The following is a 16,741-nucleotide window of genomic DNA, read 5'->3' on the forward strand; positions in this document are numbered from 1 at the left end:
TGGTGACCATGTCATGTTCTACTCGTATCTGCGCGTTGCGGATCACCGCGACGCGTTGAGGTACCGGCCCGCAGACACTCCGCGTACTCAGGGGTAAAGAGATGACCGCCATGCCGCTGGAAACACTGGCGCACCTGGACGTACTCGCTCAGCAGACACAGCTGGGCACCGACGGCATCCGCGGTTGGATCCTGAACAACGTGCTGCCGCTGCTGCTGCTGACCGTGGCGATCCTGCTGCTGTGGCTCGGTGGTGGCAAGGGCGACAACGCCGGCGTGATGCGCCGTGTCGGTGGCGTGCTCGTCGCCCTGGCCATCGTCGGCATCGCGGTCACCAACGCGGGAATCGACATCGGCACCTTCATCGCACAGCTCTTCAGCACCAACGGGTGATGTCCAGTGCGGATACGCACCGATGACGAGGTTTACCGGGTAGACGCCATCTGGCTCGGCCCGCCCAAGGCGACCTTCCCCTGGCGTGCGCGCTACGTGGCGTGGGGCGTCGGCACCGTGGTGTTCCTGCTGGTGCTGGCCATCGAACGCCGGATGAACATCGGTTTCGGTTTCTTCTCCACGGCTTGGGCCCTGGTCATCACGGTGGCCTTGACCAGGCTCATCTGCGCCAAGATCGGGCACGAGCGCCCGCTCGGCGCCGTGCTGGTCATGTGGATGCGAGAGCTGACAGCACCCCGCGAGAAGTCGCAGGCCAACGGCGGGGCGGCCAGCGCTGCCCGGGTCCGGGTCCGGCGGCGTCGTCCCGTGCCCAAGGACAAGCGCTCTCGCCGCGGACAGCAGCGGCAGGGGCAGGCCCCGCGACAGTCGCAGGCCAGAAGGCAACGAGCCCGGCAAGCGCAGTCGCGCTCCACCCGGACCGGGCAGCAGGTCGGAAGCAGGCGCACGCGTAGCAAGGAGGTTCGCGGTGTTCGGTCGCCGTCGAGGCGGTGAGCAGCAGCCGCAGCAGGTACCCCGCGGTTCCAGCGGCAAGGTCCGCGGTGCCAAGGGCAACGACAAGCCGCGCAAGCGCGCGCGAGGTCTGGGTGACGAGCAGTCCATCCCGACCTACACCCCGTCGATCGCCGCGCGCACCATCGACGGGCACCTGCTGCGAACGGGCCAGGACGTCTTCGCCTGGTACCGGCTCTCCCCGCAGCGCTGGTCCTTCCGCTCGGACTCGCAGCGCCAGGACCTCGTCGCGGCCATCGCGGGCCAGTACGCGGAACTGCAAGGGCGCTGGCTGCACCTGCGGGTGACCAATCGCCCGTACCCGATCCGGATGTGGGCCGAGGCGCACGTGCACAACGCGCGCAACCCGCTTCCCGACGCCGAGGGCGCGCTGTCCTTCGACGACTACATGGTCGGCGAGCAGCAGCAGCTGATGGGCCGATCCATGGCGGAGAAGGAGGTCTACCTGGGAGTCCAGGTGCAGACCCGCAACGTCGTGGACCGCGCGGTGGAACGCGCCGCCCCGCTGCTGCACAAGGTCTTCCCGGAAGCCGTCGACGCCGAGCTCGTCGCGCTCGACAGCGAGATCGAGCACCTGGACCAGGTGATCGGCTCCGCCGGGCTGGACGGCCGCCCGGTGACCGCCGAGGAGATCTCCTGGCTGATGCACCGGTCCTGCTCGCTGGGCCTCCCGGCTCCGCGCAACCTGCCCGCGGTGCCCGGAGCGCCGTGGGAACCCGAGGACCTCGCGTCGTTCACCGACGCCTCCGACATGCACCAGGACCCGTACGCGCCGACGGTGACCGTGCGCGGCCGGACCGGCTCCAACGCCGGCGTCACCCGGCACGTCGCGGTGCTCACCGTCGGTCAGACGCACGGCCTGCAGATCCCGGAGATCGACGACCCGTGGATGCAGCACTCCGACCGGCTGCCCGCTCCGGTGGAGTGGTCGGCGCGGATCTACGTGCGGCGTCCCGAGGACGTCGGCGGTGAGCTCCAGCGGCAGATGAACAAGGTCCGCTCCCAGGTCCGGCACTACACCGAGGAGCACGGCCTGGAGCCGCCGACCTCGCTGGCCCGGCAGGCGGGCCGGGTGCTGGAGATCGACGACGAGATGACCTCCGGCTTCACCGCCCTGGCCACCCGGGTCAAGTCCTGGTGGCGGATGTCGGTGTCCGGCCCCACCGAGCGCGACGCCCTGCGGCTGGCCCAGCAGATCCTCGACCTGTACAAGCCCAAGGTCGCCATCGAGCACCCCGAGGCGCAGTACGCGATGGCGCGCGAGTTCATCCCGGGCGAGCCGCTGGCCAACACCGCCTACCTGCGCCGCGGCTCGGTGGTGTGGGCGGCTTCCGCGGTGCCGCAGGCGACCGCCGAGGTCGGTGACCGGCGCGGCATCCTGCTCGGCGAGACCTGCACCGCCACCCGGCGTCCCGTCGCCTGGGACCCGTGGATGGCGCAGGAGGTCCGCGACGCCTCCGGTCTGACCGCGATGGTCGCCGGGCTCGGTGGCGGCAAGTCCTTCCTCGGCGGCGGCATCGTCTACAAGACGCTGCGGGCCGGCGCGCACTGGACGCTGCTGGACCCGTCGGGGCCGCTCTCGGAGCTGTGCAACCTGCCGGAGCTCAAGCCCTACGCGCGCAACATCAACCTGCTCAACGCCCAGCCAGGCATCCTCAACCCGTACCGGGTGGTCGCCGAACCGGAGCTGGAGCACTTCGTCGACGAGGAGGACCCGGAGCGCGGGTGGCGGCGGGAACGCGCGCTGGCCGCCGCGACCCGGCGCCGCCTGGTGCTCGACGTGCTCACCGGCCTGCTGCCCTACGAGGTCGCGAAGCTGCCGCAGACCCGGATCGTGCTGCTGCGCGCGGTCCGCGCCGTCGGCGGACGGGTCGACGCGCACCCGGGCATGGTCTTCGAGGCGCTGCGCCGCGACGCCAGCGAGCACCACGAGCACGCGGTGGTCGTCGCCGACTTCCTCGACGAGATCCGGGAGCGGATGGCGCTGCTCATCCCGGAGAGCAACGCCGACCCGTACTCCGAGACCCGCGACGACCGGCTGACGGTGCTGACCATGGCCGGCCTGACGCTGCCCAAGGACGGCGTCGGCCGCGAGCACTGGACCGACGCCGAGGCGCTGGGCGTGGAGATGCTCAACCTGGCGGCCTGGCTGACCCAGCGGTCGATCTACGAGCGGCCCAAGGGCGAGCGCAAGGGCGTCTGGATCGACGAGGCGTTCTTCCTCTCCGAGGTGCCGACCGGTCGAGTCCTGATGAACCGCTTCGCCCGAGACTCGCGGAAGTGGAACGTCCGAGTGCTGCTGTCCAGCCAGATCCCGGCGGACTTCCTGCGCATCCAGGGCTTCGTGTCGCTGCTGGACTCGGTGTTCATCGGCCGGCTCGACGACGAGCAGGCCCAGGCCGACGCGCTGCGGCTGCTCAAGGTGCCGGTCGACGCCGGTTACGAGCAGGTCGTCTCGGCGCTGGGACGGCGTCCCGGCCCGGCGCGCAACGCCACCCAGCGGGACCGCGCGCCGCGCCAGTTCATCTTCGGCGACGGCGCGGGCGGCGTGGAGAAGATCCGCATCGACTTCTCCGGCCCGCACCTGGAGCACCTGCGCGATTCGCTGGACACCACACCGGCCTCCGAACCCGACGCCGAACCGCGGGCCTTGAGCTCCGCGCCGGACGGCGACGGCGTGAACTCCGACTCCAGCACGTCCGCGCTGAACCCGGCGGAGGACGACTACGGGGACGATTTCGAATCGTTCGACGAGTTTGAACTCGAAAGCGTCGGCATCGGTTTCGATGACGGCACCGAGAGCTCGACCCGCCGGCCGGGCGAGCGGGGTGGGGACGACGCGAGGTGAGCGGCGCGGTCGTGAGCATCGTGGTGATCGCCGCTGCGCTCGCAGCGGTGGTCGCCGTGCTGGTGGTCAATCGCCGGACGCGTTCGGCGGAAGTGCTGACGCCCCGTCGCCGTAGGGCCTACCTGCTGATCGCGGGCCTGCTGGCGATCCAGTCGCTGATGGCGGCCCCGGCCTGGGGCCAGAGCCTGGACTGCAAGGAGGCTCCGAACCCGGAGCGTCCCGGCTCCGGCATGGTGGGCGCGCTGGACCCGGCGCCGATGGGTGCGGGCAACCCGGGCAGCGCCTACGACGAGGTCGGCTACGCCGGTCTGATCTGGCACACCTACGACCTCGGTTGCGGCCCCCAGGGCGTGACCAACCCGAACGCGCTGGTCGACACCTGGGTCGGCAACGAGCTGTTCAACCTCGCCAAGAACCTGGTGGGCGCCACCAACGGGCTGCACTACGCGCTGCTCAACGGCGACCTGATGGACCCGCTGGACGAGGTGATCGCCACCGGCACGGTCGCCCTCTACGACAGCGTGTTCGCGCCCTGGTTCGGCCTCGTCGCGCTGGTGCTGGCGGTCGTGCTGTTCCGCTACATCTGGCAGGGCGACCTGGCCAGCATCGGCAAGCGCGGCATGTGGGCGCTGGCGGCGTTGTGGTTCGCCTCGGCGACCTACCTGACGCCGCTGGTCTACACCCACGCGCTCGACGAGATCGTGATCACCGGGACCTCCGCGGTGCAGGCCGGTTTCCTGCACGAGGTCGGCGTCGACGAGGCCAACGCGCTGCCGACGCTGCTGCACGACCAGGTCATCTACCGCAACTGGCTGCGCGGCGAGTTCGGTTCGCCCGACTCCCCGCAGGCCCAGCAGCTGGGCCGGGAACTGCTGCGCGCCCAGGCGTGGACCAAGCAGGAGGTCAACGCCGGGGCGGACGGCGGTTCACCGGAGCCCAAGAAGCAGGCGTTCGAGGACGTCGCGGGCAAGATGGGCAGCGCCTACGGCTACTTCCAGGGCATCGACGGCAGCCGCGTCGGCGCGGGCGTGCTGGGCAGCGTGCAGTCGCTGGCCTACGCCTCGTTCCAGCTGCTGGCCAAGGCCACCATCCTGCTCGCGCAGGTGCTGCTGCGGGTGCTCATCCTGGCCGGTCCGCTGATCGGCCTGATCGCGCTGGTCTACCACCAGATCCTGCGGATGATCGGTCGCGTCGCGGGTGCGGCGGTGCTCAACGTCGTGATGGTCTCGGCGCTGGCCGGTCTGCACACCCTGATCCTGACCTGGATCTTCGACCCGACCCGCGGGTTCTCCGCGCTCACCCAGATCCTGCTGGCCGCGCTGATCACCATCGTGTTCCTGATGATCGCCAGGCCGATCCGGCGGATCGCGCAGATGGTCGAGCTGTCGGTGGGCACGGTCGGACGCGCGGCGCCGCGTGCGCAGGGCGGGATCTTCGCCCGCTTCGGCAGGCGGGGCGAAACCCCTTCCGGCGGGGAGTTCTGGGAGCAGGTCCGCGACAGCGACACCGACGACGAGTACGGCGACCGGCCGCGCCGGAGGCGCCCGGAGGCGTTGCTTCCGGCCGTCGCCCAGCGGCTGGACCGCGACGACGACTCCGCACCGCAGGGCTCCATCGGCTCGGGCGGTGCGGCAGCCGGAGCGCTGCCCGCCGGTGGCGGTTCGCCGCGTCGGCCGGGCGGCGCGCAGGGCGTCCCGGAGATGCGGGCGGCCAGCCGAGTGGTCGATACCAACCCGGTGGCGGATGCCAAGTGGGACGGGAACGACGAAGATCCGGTGTTGATCCCGTCGCGGGCGACGGTGGAGCGGGTGTCTGACCAACCGGCCGGCGCCGACTCGCCGCGCCTGGCCGACCGCGAGGTCGTGCAGGGGCGTCCGGTGCACGTGATCTACCGGCCGTCCCGGGGACTGGAAGTGGCCGATGGCTGACCACAAGAGGGGGAGCTGATGCCGATCCGGACGCACCGCGGGCGAGCCGCGGTGTACCGCAGGTTCTGGGGTTGGCCGCTGCGCTCGCCCAAGCACCTGGCGGCCGCTCTGGTCGTGGTGGGCGCGGCGGCCACCGTCGTCGGACTCCTGCTGCCCGAACCACCGCCGAGCCGCAACGAGGCCGCGGGTGGGCGGACGACCGAGTACACGCTCCCGCCGCAGCGCTCCGCCGTGGTGCCCACGACCAAGCGACCACCGACGATCTCCGTGCCGCAGGCCGGTCCCACTCCGACCGCGCCGGACCCGGCGGGCGTCGCGATCGTGGAGAAGTGGGGCGAGGCGTGGGTGAACCACCCGGTCGGCGCCGACCGCCAGCAGTGGCTGAACGGCCTGCGCCCGCTGACCACTGACGAGTTCCTCACCGAGCTGTCGACCGTCGATCCGGTGAACGCGGGCAACGTGATCACCGGAGCGCCGTCCGCGGTGAGCTCGACCGAGGGCTCGATGGTCGTCCGGCTGCCCAGCGACATCGGGGTGCTCAACGTGACCGTGAACAGGACCCCGGCCGGTTGGCGGGTGGCTCAGTACGACAAGGAAGGTTGACGCGCATGCGCAAGCTCGTGGTCGCTTTCATCGTGCTCGCGGGTTTCGCCGGAATGATCGGTCTCGGTGCGCTGACCATGCTGATCAGCAGCAGCGGCGGCAACCAGGGCTGGTCCAACTGCAGCGCCAACCTCGGACCGTGGGGCAACGGAGCCGGGAGAGGTGAGCAGGACGCCGGCTCGCTCAAGCCGGAGTCCGTCGCGCTGGCCAAGCGCATCATCGAGGTCGGCAAGCAGCGCGGCCTGCCTCCGCGCGCGTGGCAGATCGCCATCCAGGCGGGCAAGACCGAGTCGAACCTGGCCAACCTGACCCACGGCGACCGCGACTCGCTGGGCATCTTCCAGATGCGGCCCTCGATGGGCTGGGGAACGATCGCGCAGGTCACCGACGTCGACTACCAGGTCAACAAGTTCTACGACGTGCTGCTGGCCGTTCCCGGCTGGGAGGAGCTTCGGCCCGGTACCGCGGCGCAGCGCGTCGAGCGCTCCGCGTTCCCGCTGCGCTACCACCGCTGGGAGCCGATGGCGGCGCACCTGGTCAGCGTCGAGGGCAACGTTCCCGGCATCTCCGGCTGCGAGGACCTGCCCGGTTCCAGCGTGCTGGCCGGCCAGGCCCTGTCGTACGCGAAGGCCCAGCTCGGCAAGCCCTACGTGTGGGGTGCGGCGGGCCCGGCGTCGTTCGACTGCTCGGGTCTGACGCAGCAGGCGTGGAAGGCGGCGGGCATCGAGATCCCGAAGTACTCGCAGACCCAGTACTTCCAGGGCGGCGTGCACGTGCCGCTGGCACAGGCCCAACCGGGTGATCTCGTCTTCTGGGGCTACGGCCGCGATCCGAACGGAATTCACCACGTCGGGCTCTACCTGGGCGACGATCAGCTGCTGCACGCACCGCAACCGGGTGAATCGGTGGAGGTCACGAAGTTGTGGGACGGCGGGCAGCTGCTGCCGACGGTCGTCCGGCCCGCAGCGGACACGCCCGCGCCGCCCGGCGCGGTACCCGCCGCCGGAGGCGCGCGTTAGGTAAGAATGGCGTCGGCCTGCTGAAACTCCGGAAAGGGTTGCTCATGTTCACTCCGGACCCGATCCCGCGGCCGACCGGTCCGCCCGCGTCGAGCACGCCGCTCGGTGACTACCTGAACCAGTCTCCGCCCGGAAGTTCGTCGGGTTACGCGGTGTTACCGCGTTCGCTCGCCGAGGCGATGCCGCTTCCGTGGCAGCACCAGATGCGCAACCTGCTCGCGGAGTTCCACCAGGCGTTCGGGCACGTGCAGTGGCCCGTCTACCGCGTGGTGCCGTCCCGCTACGAGCGGCTGGCCAACCTCGACGACGACCAGCTGGCCGAGGTCGGCTGCACCGTGGAGGTCGGCGACGACGGCGAGCTGGAGTACCGGATGCGCGACGGACGCCGGATCGAGAACCCGGAGGACCACCAGGTGCTGGTGTCCTGCCTGGACCCGATCCCGCCGCGCGGCGTCCAGCCCCCGGCGGCCCCGCCGCCACCTCCGGCCTGGTGACGAGTCGTGACGGCCGTTCGGACATCCCGGTCGAACCGGCGCGCGACGCGTGACAGGCGGGCGATGTCGTGCGAGGCTCGGGGCATGGCCCGCGGAGGTTGGTACTTCTGTTTGAAGCATCGGCAGGTCGAGCCCAAATCGGGCTGCCGTGCCGCCGATCGCTTGGGCCCGTACTCGGACCAGCAGACCGCTGCTCGCGCGCTCGAGATAGCCGAGGAGCGCAACGAGGCGGCCGATGAGGCCGACCGCCGCTGGAAAGAAGAGGACTGAGTTCTCGTGGCGGCGGCGGAGAGGTCCCCGGACGGCGTCCACGCTGTTCCTCCCGTTGCCGCGCACCCGTTGGGTCTGGACTTCGCCGCCGTGCGGCGTGAGCTGAACCTGCCCCGCGACTACCCGACCAGCGGTCTCGCCGAGGTCGAGCAGACCGTCGCCCAGCCGCTGCAGACCGGTTTCCGCCACGACGCCACCGACCTGCCGCTGGTGACCGTGGACCCGCCGGGCGCCAAGGACCTCGACCAGGCGGTGCTGCTGCGACGCCGAGGCAGCGGATACCGCGTCCACTACGCCATCGCCGACGTCGCCGCGTTCATCCCGCCCGGCGGTGCGCTGGACCTGGAGGCGCGGCGCCGGGGGCAGACGCTCTACCTGCCGGACGGCAACATTCCGCTGCACCCGACCCGGCTGTGCGAGGACGCCGCGAGCCTGCTGCCCGACCAGGTGCGCGTGGCGGTGCTGTGGACCATCGACCTCGATCCCGACGGCTCCCCGCAGCGGGTGGACGTGCGCCGCGCGCTGGTCCGCTCGGTCGCCCGCCTGGACTACGACGGCGTGCAGCGATCCCTGGCGCACGGCTGCGCGCACCCGTCGATCGAACTGCTGCCGGAGATCGGCAGGTTGCGCCGCGAGCAGGCGTTGCGGCGCGGCGCGATCGAGCTGGGGCTGCCCGAGCAGCAGGTGGAATCCGACGGCGAGGGCGGCTGGCGGCTGGCGCTGCGGCCGAGGCTGGTCGTGGAGGAGTGGAACGCCGAGATCTCGCTGCTCACCGGCATGTGCGCGGCGGAGATCATGCTGGAGGCCGGTGTCGGTGTGCTGCGCACGGTGCCCGAACCCGATTCCGCCACCGTTGACGTGCTGCGGCGCTCGGCGAACCAGCTCGGGGTGCACTGGCCGGTCGGCCTGTCGGCGGCCGAGGCGCTCGCCGAGCTCGACCCGGCGCGCCCGGAGGCGCTGGCGGTGCACGTGGCCGCCACCCGGCTGCTGCGCGGCGCCGGCTACACGGCGTTCGACTCCGGCGCGCCCGCCAAGTCCGGGCACGCGGGCATCGGCGCCTCGTACGCGCACGTGACCGCGCCGATCCGGCGCCTGGTGGACCGGTACTGCGCGGAGATCTGCCTGGCTGTGACGGCCGGGCGCGAGATCCCGGAGTGGGTCACCGAGGCGCTGGGCGAACTCCCCTCGGCGATGGGCGGCTCGGACCGGGTCGCCGCCCAGGTCGAGCGGGCCTGCATCGCCCAGACGCAGGCGTGGTCGCTGGTCTCGCGCGTCGGTGAGGAGTTCCCGGCGACGGTGCTGCGGGTGCCCAACGGCGTCGCGGGTGAGGTCTTCGTCGCCGATCCGCCGATCATCGCCCGCTGCACCGGCAGCGAGCTGGGCGAGGGCCAGCAGGTTCGCGTGCGGCTGGTGACCGCCGATCCGGAGCGTCGCGACGTCGAGTTCGAAGTGGCCTGACGCACACCTCGTGGCATTCTCGTGGCCAGTGGGTCGATTGTGGATCGTGAATGTCGATGGCGACGAGAGGGGCCGTGAAGGTGACTGGCGTGCGGGAGATGACCGTCGGAGTGTTGGGCGGTACCGGAGCTCAAGGTCGGGGACTGGCGATCCGCTGGGCCAAGGCCGGGCTGAAGGTCGTGATCGGGTCCCGCAACGCGGAGCGCGCTCAGCAGGCCGCCGATGAGATCAAGGAGATCGCGGGCGGCGACGTCACCGGCGCCGACAACGCGGGCTGCGCGGCGGCCTCGGACCTGGTGCTGGCGGCGCTGCCGTGGGAGGGCCACGCCGACACGCTCAAGTCCCTGCAGACCGAGCTGGCGGGCAAGATCGTCATCGACTGCGTGAACCCGCTCGGCTTCGACAAGAAGGGCCCCTACGCGCTGCCGGTCGACGAGGGGAGCGCCGCCCAGCAAGCGGAGCGGATCCTGCCCGACTCCCGCGTCACCGCGGCGTTCCACCACGTCTCCGCGGTCACTCTCGCCGACCTGGCCGTCGACCACGTCGACCTCGACGTCCTGGTCCTGGGCGACGACCGCGAGGCCACGGACACCGTCCGCGAACTGGCCGACGTCATCCCCGGCGTCCGGGGCATCTACGGAGGCCGCCTCCGCAACGCCCACCAGGTCGAGGCCTTCACGGCCAACCTCATCGCGATCAACCGCCGCTACAAGGCCCACGCAGGCCTCCGAATCACCGACGTCTGACCCAGGCAACAATCCGCTCCCGAGTCTCAGACCCACCCCGATTGCTCCAGCGTTCAGGTGACCGATCACCGGAGTAATCGGTTCGGGTGGGCGGATTGCGGCGGTATTCGGTCCCCCGATTACGGCGGTGTTCCGGGTGTCGGCTGCGGCCGCAGTCGTGGTGTCGCCGCGGGGACGGCAGGCTGGGGACGGAGGTGGTTCGGGTGCTGCCGGACGAAGCGAGCAGTTGGAGCGATGACGAGCGCGAGCGGGCGGACGCCCTGCTCGACGGGCACGCGGTGGTGGTCAACGTCCGCAAGGACGGACCGCACAAGCACCTGGTCCCGTGGCTCCTCGAACAGGACCTGGTGACCTACGTGGGACATTCCGGCCCGAGGCACTCGTGGCCGCAGTCGGACTTCGCCAGCCCGTTCGTCTCCGAGGCCAAGACCGACCGCGAAGCCATGGTCCGGCACTACGAGCAATGGCTCGACGGCCGCCCGGACCTGCTGGAACGCCTCCGCGAAGGAGAGCTCTCGGGCAGGGCGCTGGGCTGCTGGTGCGCCCCCAAGCCCTGCCACGCGGACGTCCTCGCCCACCGGGCGCGCTGACGGCCGGGAGCCGGGGCGCGCCGAGCACGCCCCGGCTTCAGCGGGTCAGTGGAACGAGTGCTCCGGGCCGGGGAAGTTGCGGCCCTTGACCTCCTCGGCGAACTGCTCGGCCGCGCCGGAGAGGATGCCGCCGAGGTCGGCGTACTTCTTGACGAACTTGGCAGTGCGGCCGGTGTTCATGCCCGCCATGTCGGTCCAGACCAGGACCTGGGCGTCGCAGTCCGGGCCGGCGCCGATGCCCACGGTGGGGATGCGCAGCTCGTTGGTGACGCGCTTGGCGGCTTCGGCGGTGACCATCTCCAGCACCACCGAGAACGCGCCGGCCTCCTGCACGGCCAGGGCGTCGTCGAGCAGCTGCTCGGCCTGGTCGCCGCGGGCCTGCACGCGGTAGCCGCCGAGGCCGTGCTCGTGCTGCGGGGTGAAGCCGATGTGGGCCATCACCGGGATGCCCGACGAGGTCAGCGCCTCGATCTGCGGGGCGAAGCGGCGACCGCCCTCCAGCTTCACCGCGTGCGCGCGGCCCTCCTTCATGAAGCGGGTCGCGGTCTCCAGCGCCTGCTGGGGAGAGGCCTGGTAGGAGCCGAACGGCAGGTCGGCGACCACCAGCGCGTGCTCGGCGGAGCCGGTCACGGCGCGGGTGAGCGGCAGGAGTTCGTCGACGGTCACCGGAAGCGAGGTCTCGTAGCCGAAGACGTTGTTGGCCGCCGAGTCACCGACCAGCAGGACCGGGATGCCCGCCTGGTCGAAGATGCGGGCGCTGTACATGTCGTAGGAGGTGAGCATGGGCCACGGCTCCCCGCGCTCCTTGAGCTGCTGGAGGTGGTGGATGCGCACCTTGCGCCGGGTCGGTCCCGATCCGTACGGGGCCGCGGTCTCGCCCTGGTTGTGGGCAGCAGTCATCGTTGACCGTCCTTTTCCCTCGAGGCCCGAAACGGGTCCCCGGGTCGTTGCGGATGGTTGTACTCGCCAGCGTCGCACGCAGATCCCGGAGAGGCGATGACTGCTGCCTCACATCACAGCCGGTCAGCCGATCCAGGGCGCGGCGAAGCGCTGGTAGGTGCCGTCGTTGCGGGCGATGTCGAGGTAGTGGTCGACCCACTGCTGGAAGACCACGTCGCCCTGCGGCAGCAGGTAGGCCTTCTCGGCGAAGGTGAACGGCTGCTCCGGGTGCACCGGGCACAGCTCCGGGTGCTGCCGGGCCTGCCAGCGGGTCTCCGATGAGTCGGTCATCATCAGGTCGGCGTGGCCGTCGATGATCTGCTGGAAGATCGTGTTGTTGTCCGGGTGCTCGACGATGGTGGCGCGCTTGAGGTTCTGCTTGGCGAACTTCTCGTTCGTGCCACCCGGGTTGACCACGGCGCGCACGCCGGGCTGGTCGATCTGCTCCAGCGTCTGGAAGCGGGCGGCGTTCTCGCAGCGCGTGATCGGCGTCTTGCCGTCCACCCCGAACGACGTGCTGAAGAACGCCTGCTGCGCTCGCTCCAACGTCACCGACACACCGCCGACGGCGATGTCGCAGCGCTGGGCGAAGTCGTCCAGCAGCGTCTTCCACGTGGTGGGCACGATGGTGGCGCGCACGCCGAGCTCGGCCGCCATGTCGCGGGCGACGTCGATGTCGATGCCGCTCCACGCCCCGGCTGCGTCGCGGTAGGTGAACGGCCGGTAGTCGCCGGTGCTGCAGATCCGCAGCTCACCGCGCTGCTGCACCTCCTGCAGCCGGTTCGGCGCCGGTTGCGGCGGCGGTGCGGCGCACCCCACCGTCACCGCCGTGGCCATGACCAACCCGATGCCGAACTTCACCCAGCGCATGCGCCCTCCCGATCTTCGTTCAGGACAAGGCATAACCCGCCGACACCGGGAAAGCCAGACCCGGACCGCGAAGTCCGGTAATAACGGGAAATCCCGGCAGGCAACCTCGTGCGGTGGGAAGCGTCTAACGGTCGGAGCGCGTGGGAGTCGTGCCGAGTCGGGGAGGGGAGCCACCTGGGGGTACTCCCCTCCCCGCACCGCTCATCCGGTGAACGCCCGGTACGCCGGCCGCAGCAGGTCGGTGACCGAGATGCCGTTCACCTTCAGCGGCAGCGGCTCCAGCTCGTCGAGCACGGGGGTCCCGCTCGTGGCGGACTCGGGGGTTCCGGCGAGGGAGGGGCTGGTCCAGAAGTCGTGGAGGTGATCCGACAGCGGCGCCTCCTCCGAGGTCTCCTCGGGCGTGACCTGCTGGGTGCCGCGCAACGCGCGCAGCCGGTCGAGCAGTTCCTCCCGGCGGCGGCCGCGCCACGCCAGGATCTGGAACGGGTCCTCGTCGAAGGACTCGGCGAGCAGGTAGCAGGTCGCGGCCAGGTGCTTGCACGGAATCTCCCAGTCCGGGCACGTGCAGTCCATGGTCAGCTCGCGCATCGTCGACGGGAACAGCTCCAGCCCGAGCTCGGCGAACACCTGCTCCAGGTCGGTCGGCATCTCCCCGGCCAGCAGCTTCGCCGCGTACAGCGCCTGGCCCGCCAGCTCCCGCTCGATGTGCGCCCACTGCTGCGAGGTGAACGCCTTGATGCCGATCCGTGCCCGGTACGGCTCCTCCCGGGAACCCTGCACGAGGCCGACCACGACGCTGGTCGACAGGGTCATGTTCAGCACCTGGCCGGAGCGCGCGTAGTTCTTGCCGCGCTGCAACCGGCCGCCCATGCCGAACGACTCCAGCACCTCGATGAACCGCTGCGACCACCAGGTCTGCGCGATCGTGCCGCGCTTGCTGCGCGCCTTGATGCCGCCGGTGACCCGGATCGGTCCGCGCGCCTCGAACTTCCACTGCTCAGGCACCGGTCGCCTCCGCGTCCAGCGTGACCAGCTCGCGCAGCTGCTGGGTGGACAGCTCGGTCAGCCAGTTCTCGCCGCTGCCCACCACCAGCTGCGCCAGCGCCTTCTTGTCCTCGATCATCTTGTCGATCTTCTCCTCCAGGGTCCCGATGCAGGTCAGCTTGCGCACCTGCACGTCCTGGCGCTGCCCGATGCGGAACGCCCGGTCGGTGGCCTGGTCCTCGACGGCCGGATTCCACCAGCGGTCGAGGTGGATGACGTGGTTGGCGGCCGTCAGCGTCAGCCCGGTGCCGCCCGCCTTCAACGACAGCAGGAAGATCTTCGGCCCCTCGGGGTCCTGGAACCGCTCGACCATGGCGTCGCGGGCCTTCTTCGGCGTCCCGCCGTGCAGGAACGGCACCTCGGTGTCGAAGCGCGCCGACAGGTGCGGCACGAGGTGCCCGCCGAACTCGGCGAACTGGGTGAACACCAGGGCCTTGTCGCCTTCGGCGAGCACGGATTCGAGGAGTTCCTCCAGCCGCGCCAGCTTGCCGGAGCGGCCGGACAGCGCCGAGCCGTCGCTGAGCAGCTGGGCGGGGTGGTTGCAGACCTGCTTGAGCTTGGACATCGTCGCCAGGACCAGCCCCCGGCGCTCCATGCCCTCGCTCTCGGCGATGCGCGCGAGCATGTCGTCCACCACCGCCTGGTAGAGCGTGGCCTGCTCGGAGGTGAGGTTGCACAGCTGCTTCATCTCGATCTTGTCCGGCAGGTCGCTGATGACCGCGGGATCGGTCTTGACCCGCCGCAGCACGAACGGGCCGGTGACCCTGCGCAGCCTGGCCGCCGCGTCGGTGTCGCCGTCGCGCTCGACCGGAACGGCGTAGCGGGCGCGGAAGGTGCTCAGCGACCCGAGGATTCCCGGGTTCGCGAAGTCCATGATGGACCAGAGCTCGGCCAGCCGGTTCTCCACCGGCGTGCCGGTCAGCGCGATCCGCTGCCTGGCCGACAGGCCGCGAACCGCCTTGGCCTGGCGGGAATTGCTGTTCTTGATGTTCTGCGCCTCGTCCAGGACCACCCGTTCCCAGCGGATCTCGCGCAGCCCCTCGGAGTCCCGCGCGGCCAGCGGATAGGTGGTGATCACCAGGTCGTAGCGCTCCACTTCCTCGCGCAGGTCCTCGCCGCTGAGCCTCCGGCCGCCGTGGTGGACGTGCACTCGCAGAGCGGGAGCGAAGCGCTCCGCCTCGCGCTGCCAGTTCCCGACCACCGACATCGGGCACACCAGCAGCGTCGGAGGGCGGGATTCCTCCCGGCGGGTGAGGGCTTCCAGGGCGAGCAGCTGCACGGTCTTGCCCAGGCCCATGTCGTCGGCCAGGCACCCGCCGAGGCCGAGCCGGTTCAGGAACACCAGCCACGCCAGCCCGCGCCGCTGGTACGGGCGCAGCGTCGCGCCGAAACCGGCGGGCGGGTCGACGGGTTCGAGGTGCTGGTCGGCCTGGCCGGACATCAGCTCGCCGAGCCACCCGGTGGCGTTGACCTCCACCACCGGCAGCGGTCGCTGCTCCTCGCCCTCGCCACCGGCCTGCTTGAGCAGGTCGAGGGCGGTCATCTGGCCGGTCGCGTCCTGCTCCAGCATCGCCAGCCCGGCGGCGAGCCGCTTGCGGTCGACCTGGACCCAGCGACCGCGCATCCGCACCAGCGGGACCTTGGCGGCGGCCAGTTCGGCGAGCTCGTCCTTGGTCAGGGTTTCGTTGCCCAGCGCCAGTTCCCAGCGGTAGTCGATCAGGGCGTTCTTGTCGATGCCGGATTCCTTGGTGACCGTGCCCGCCGTCCCGGAACTGGTGGCGTTGAGCTTCAGGCCGAGCTGGCGCTGACTGCGTCCCCACCAGGACGGCAGCAGGACGGCGAATCCGGCCTGGTCGAGCTGGGCGGCCCGGCTGAGGAACTCGTAGGCGCCCTCGGTGTCGAGCACCAGCTCGGTCGGGTGCGCGGAGCGCAGCGCGGAGTCGAGCTCGGGGCAGATCCGGCTGGCCCGGCCGAGTTCGGTGAGCAGCAGTTCCTGCGGTTGGTCCACCCAGCGCCGCAGCACCTGGGTGTTGTCGGCCCACACGTCCTGGGCGGAGATGAGCACGCCCGGGTCGTCGACGGCCTGCAGCATGAACTCCACGATCCAGTCGGGATCGTCGTCGTCCGGTGCGTGCAGCCGGAAGCAGGTGCGCAGCGGGCTCTGCCCGGCGAGGCCGCTGCGCCAGGACTCCAGCTGGTGGGCGAGCTTCCGCAGCTGGGCGCGGTCGCCGTCGAAGTGCGGGGCACCGGACAGCGCGTTCAGCCAGGCCGCCGCGACACCTCTGCCCGCGCCGAGCTCACCCGTGAGCCTGCCGCGGGCGATGCCATCGACGAGCGCGTTGAGCGCCGCGTGCAAGACCTTCTCCGGGGCGTCGCCGTCGGCGGCGCGCAGCGCGTGCGGCATGGACTCGCGCAGCGCGACGAACCGCGCCGAGTCGGAACCCGACAGCGCCGGGGTCCAGCGCGCGGCGGGCCGTTCGTCCTCGAAGACCAGCGAGGGCAGCACCCGTCCACCCGCGACCAGGGTTTCGGCGAAGTCGGCGAGCTCGCGCAGGAATCGCGCGTCCGACCCGATCCGGCATCCGGGCAGTTCGGCGGCGAGCAGTTCGGGCAGGTCGGCGGGCCGGATCGCCACGGCGGGCACCTGCCAGTGCCGCAGCCGCAACTTCCCGCGCGGTGCGGCTCCTGCGGTCAGCGGGTCCCGGACGAGCTCGGGTGACGCCATCGGCGCGGCGGCGAACGACGGGAGCGCCAGCTCGACGCCGTCGACGGCGACGCCCTCGACGGCGAGCGCCTGGAGCAGCTCGTCCGCGGGGACCCCGAACGGATGCGCCAGGACCCCGGCGGGAGCCCGACCGGGCACCCGAGCCGGCAGCTCCGAGTCCTCCGCCCACACCAGCAGCCGGTCCGCGGAGTCGCACAGCGCATGCACAACCCACACAACCTGCCCCCAATGCCTCGGACGAACGC

Annotated in this window: 15 protein-coding genes; 11 read left to right on the top strand and 4 right to left on the bottom strand. The window is 71.1% G+C overall.

Annotated elements, in window-relative coordinates; genetic code table 11:
* The first annotated feature begins 101 nt into the window (after positions 1-101).
* The 11 genes from AB0J78_RS13980 (at position 102) to AB0J78_RS14030 (ending at position 10,918) form a co-directional block, all read left to right on the top strand.
* Entirely contained in the window at positions 102-392 is a 291-nt protein-coding gene (locus AB0J78_RS13980) for a hypothetical protein (RefSeq protein WP_132626116.1), read from the top strand.
* 6 nt (positions 393-398) lie between these two features.
* Positions 399-944 (top strand): hypothetical protein, encoded by a 546-nt coding sequence (locus AB0J78_RS13985; protein WP_363789296.1) that lies wholly within the window; start codon positions 399-401, stop codon positions 942-944.
* 88 nt (positions 945-1,032) lie between these two features.
* Positions 1,033-3,810, top strand: coding sequence for an ATP-binding protein (locus AB0J78_RS13990; RefSeq protein WP_363789333.1), 2,778 nt, complete (start codon positions 1,033-1,035; stop codon positions 3,808-3,810).
* Positions 3,811-3,821: 11 nt separating this feature from the next.
* Positions 3,822-5,738: a hypothetical protein gene (locus AB0J78_RS13995; protein ID WP_363789297.1), complete on the top strand. Its 1,917-nt coding sequence runs from the start codon at positions 3,822-3,824 to the stop codon at positions 5,736-5,738.
* Between the two features lie 18 nt (positions 5,739-5,756).
* Positions 5,757-6,341 carry a hypothetical protein gene (locus AB0J78_RS14000; RefSeq protein ID WP_363789298.1) on the top strand — a complete coding sequence of 195 codons (585 nt, stop codon included), beginning with the start codon at positions 5,757-5,759 and terminating at the stop codon, positions 6,339-6,341.
* A 5-nt stretch (positions 6,342-6,346) separates the two neighbouring features.
* A complete protein-coding gene (locus tag AB0J78_RS14005; protein ID WP_363789299.1) occupies positions 6,347-7,360 on the top strand; it encodes a C40 family peptidase in 1,014 nt (337 codons plus the stop codon).
* 44 nt (positions 7,361-7,404) lie between these two features.
* Complete coding sequence (locus tag AB0J78_RS14010) at positions 7,405-7,854, top strand: hypothetical protein (RefSeq protein ID WP_210971255.1); 450 nt, start codon at positions 7,405-7,407, stop codon at positions 7,852-7,854.
* 84 nt (positions 7,855-7,938) lie between these two features.
* Positions 7,939-8,124 carry a hypothetical protein gene (locus AB0J78_RS14015; protein WP_363789300.1) on the top strand — a complete coding sequence of 62 codons (186 nt, stop codon included), beginning with the start codon at positions 7,939-7,941 and terminating at the stop codon, positions 8,122-8,124.
* A 69-nt stretch (positions 8,125-8,193) separates the two neighbouring features.
* Positions 8,194-9,582: an RNB domain-containing ribonuclease gene (locus tag AB0J78_RS14020; RefSeq protein WP_363789334.1), complete on the top strand. Its 1,389-nt coding sequence runs from the start codon at positions 8,194-8,196 to the stop codon at positions 9,580-9,582.
* A gap of 80 nt (positions 9,583-9,662) precedes the next feature.
* The gene (gene npdG / locus AB0J78_RS14025; RefSeq protein WP_363789335.1) at positions 9,663-10,328 is read left to right on the top strand and encodes an NADPH-dependent F420 reductase; all 666 of its coding nucleotides are present in this window, start codon (positions 9,663-9,665) and stop codon (positions 10,326-10,328) included.
* A 203-nt stretch (positions 10,329-10,531) separates the two neighbouring features.
* A complete protein-coding gene (locus tag AB0J78_RS14030; protein ID WP_363789301.1) occupies positions 10,532-10,918 on the top strand; it encodes a DUF4326 domain-containing protein in 387 nt (128 codons plus the stop codon).
* 45 nt (positions 10,919-10,963) lie between these two features.
* Here the strand turns inward: AB0J78_RS14030 and panB are convergent, their stop codons facing one another.
* The 4 genes from panB to AB0J78_RS14050 all read right to left on the bottom strand — a co-directional run bounded on the left by panB (position 10,964) and on the right by AB0J78_RS14050 (position 16,712).
* A complete protein-coding gene (panB, locus tag AB0J78_RS14035; RefSeq protein WP_363789302.1) occupies positions 10,964-11,818 on the bottom strand; it encodes a 3-methyl-2-oxobutanoate hydroxymethyltransferase in 855 nt (284 codons plus the stop codon).
* Positions 11,819-11,941: 123 nt separating this feature from the next.
* Complete coding sequence (locus AB0J78_RS14040) at positions 11,942-12,694, bottom strand: transporter substrate-binding domain-containing protein (RefSeq protein WP_363789336.1); 753 nt, start codon at positions 12,692-12,694, stop codon at positions 11,942-11,944.
* Positions 12,695-12,928: 234 nt separating this feature from the next.
* A complete protein-coding gene (locus AB0J78_RS14045; RefSeq protein WP_363789303.1) occupies positions 12,929-13,732 on the bottom strand; it encodes an SWIM zinc finger family protein in 804 nt (267 codons plus the stop codon).
* Entirely contained in the window at positions 13,725-16,712 is a 2,988-nt protein-coding gene (locus AB0J78_RS14050) for a DEAD/DEAH box helicase (protein WP_363789304.1), read from the bottom strand. Before AB0J78_RS14050 ends, AB0J78_RS14045 begins: the two co-directional genes overlap by 8 nt.
* Positions 16,713-16,741 lie beyond the last annotated feature (29 nt).

Source organism: Saccharopolyspora sp. NPDC049426 (assembly GCF_040676935.1).
Lineage (GTDB): Bacteria > Actinomycetota > Actinomycetes > Mycobacteriales > Pseudonocardiaceae > Saccharopolyspora.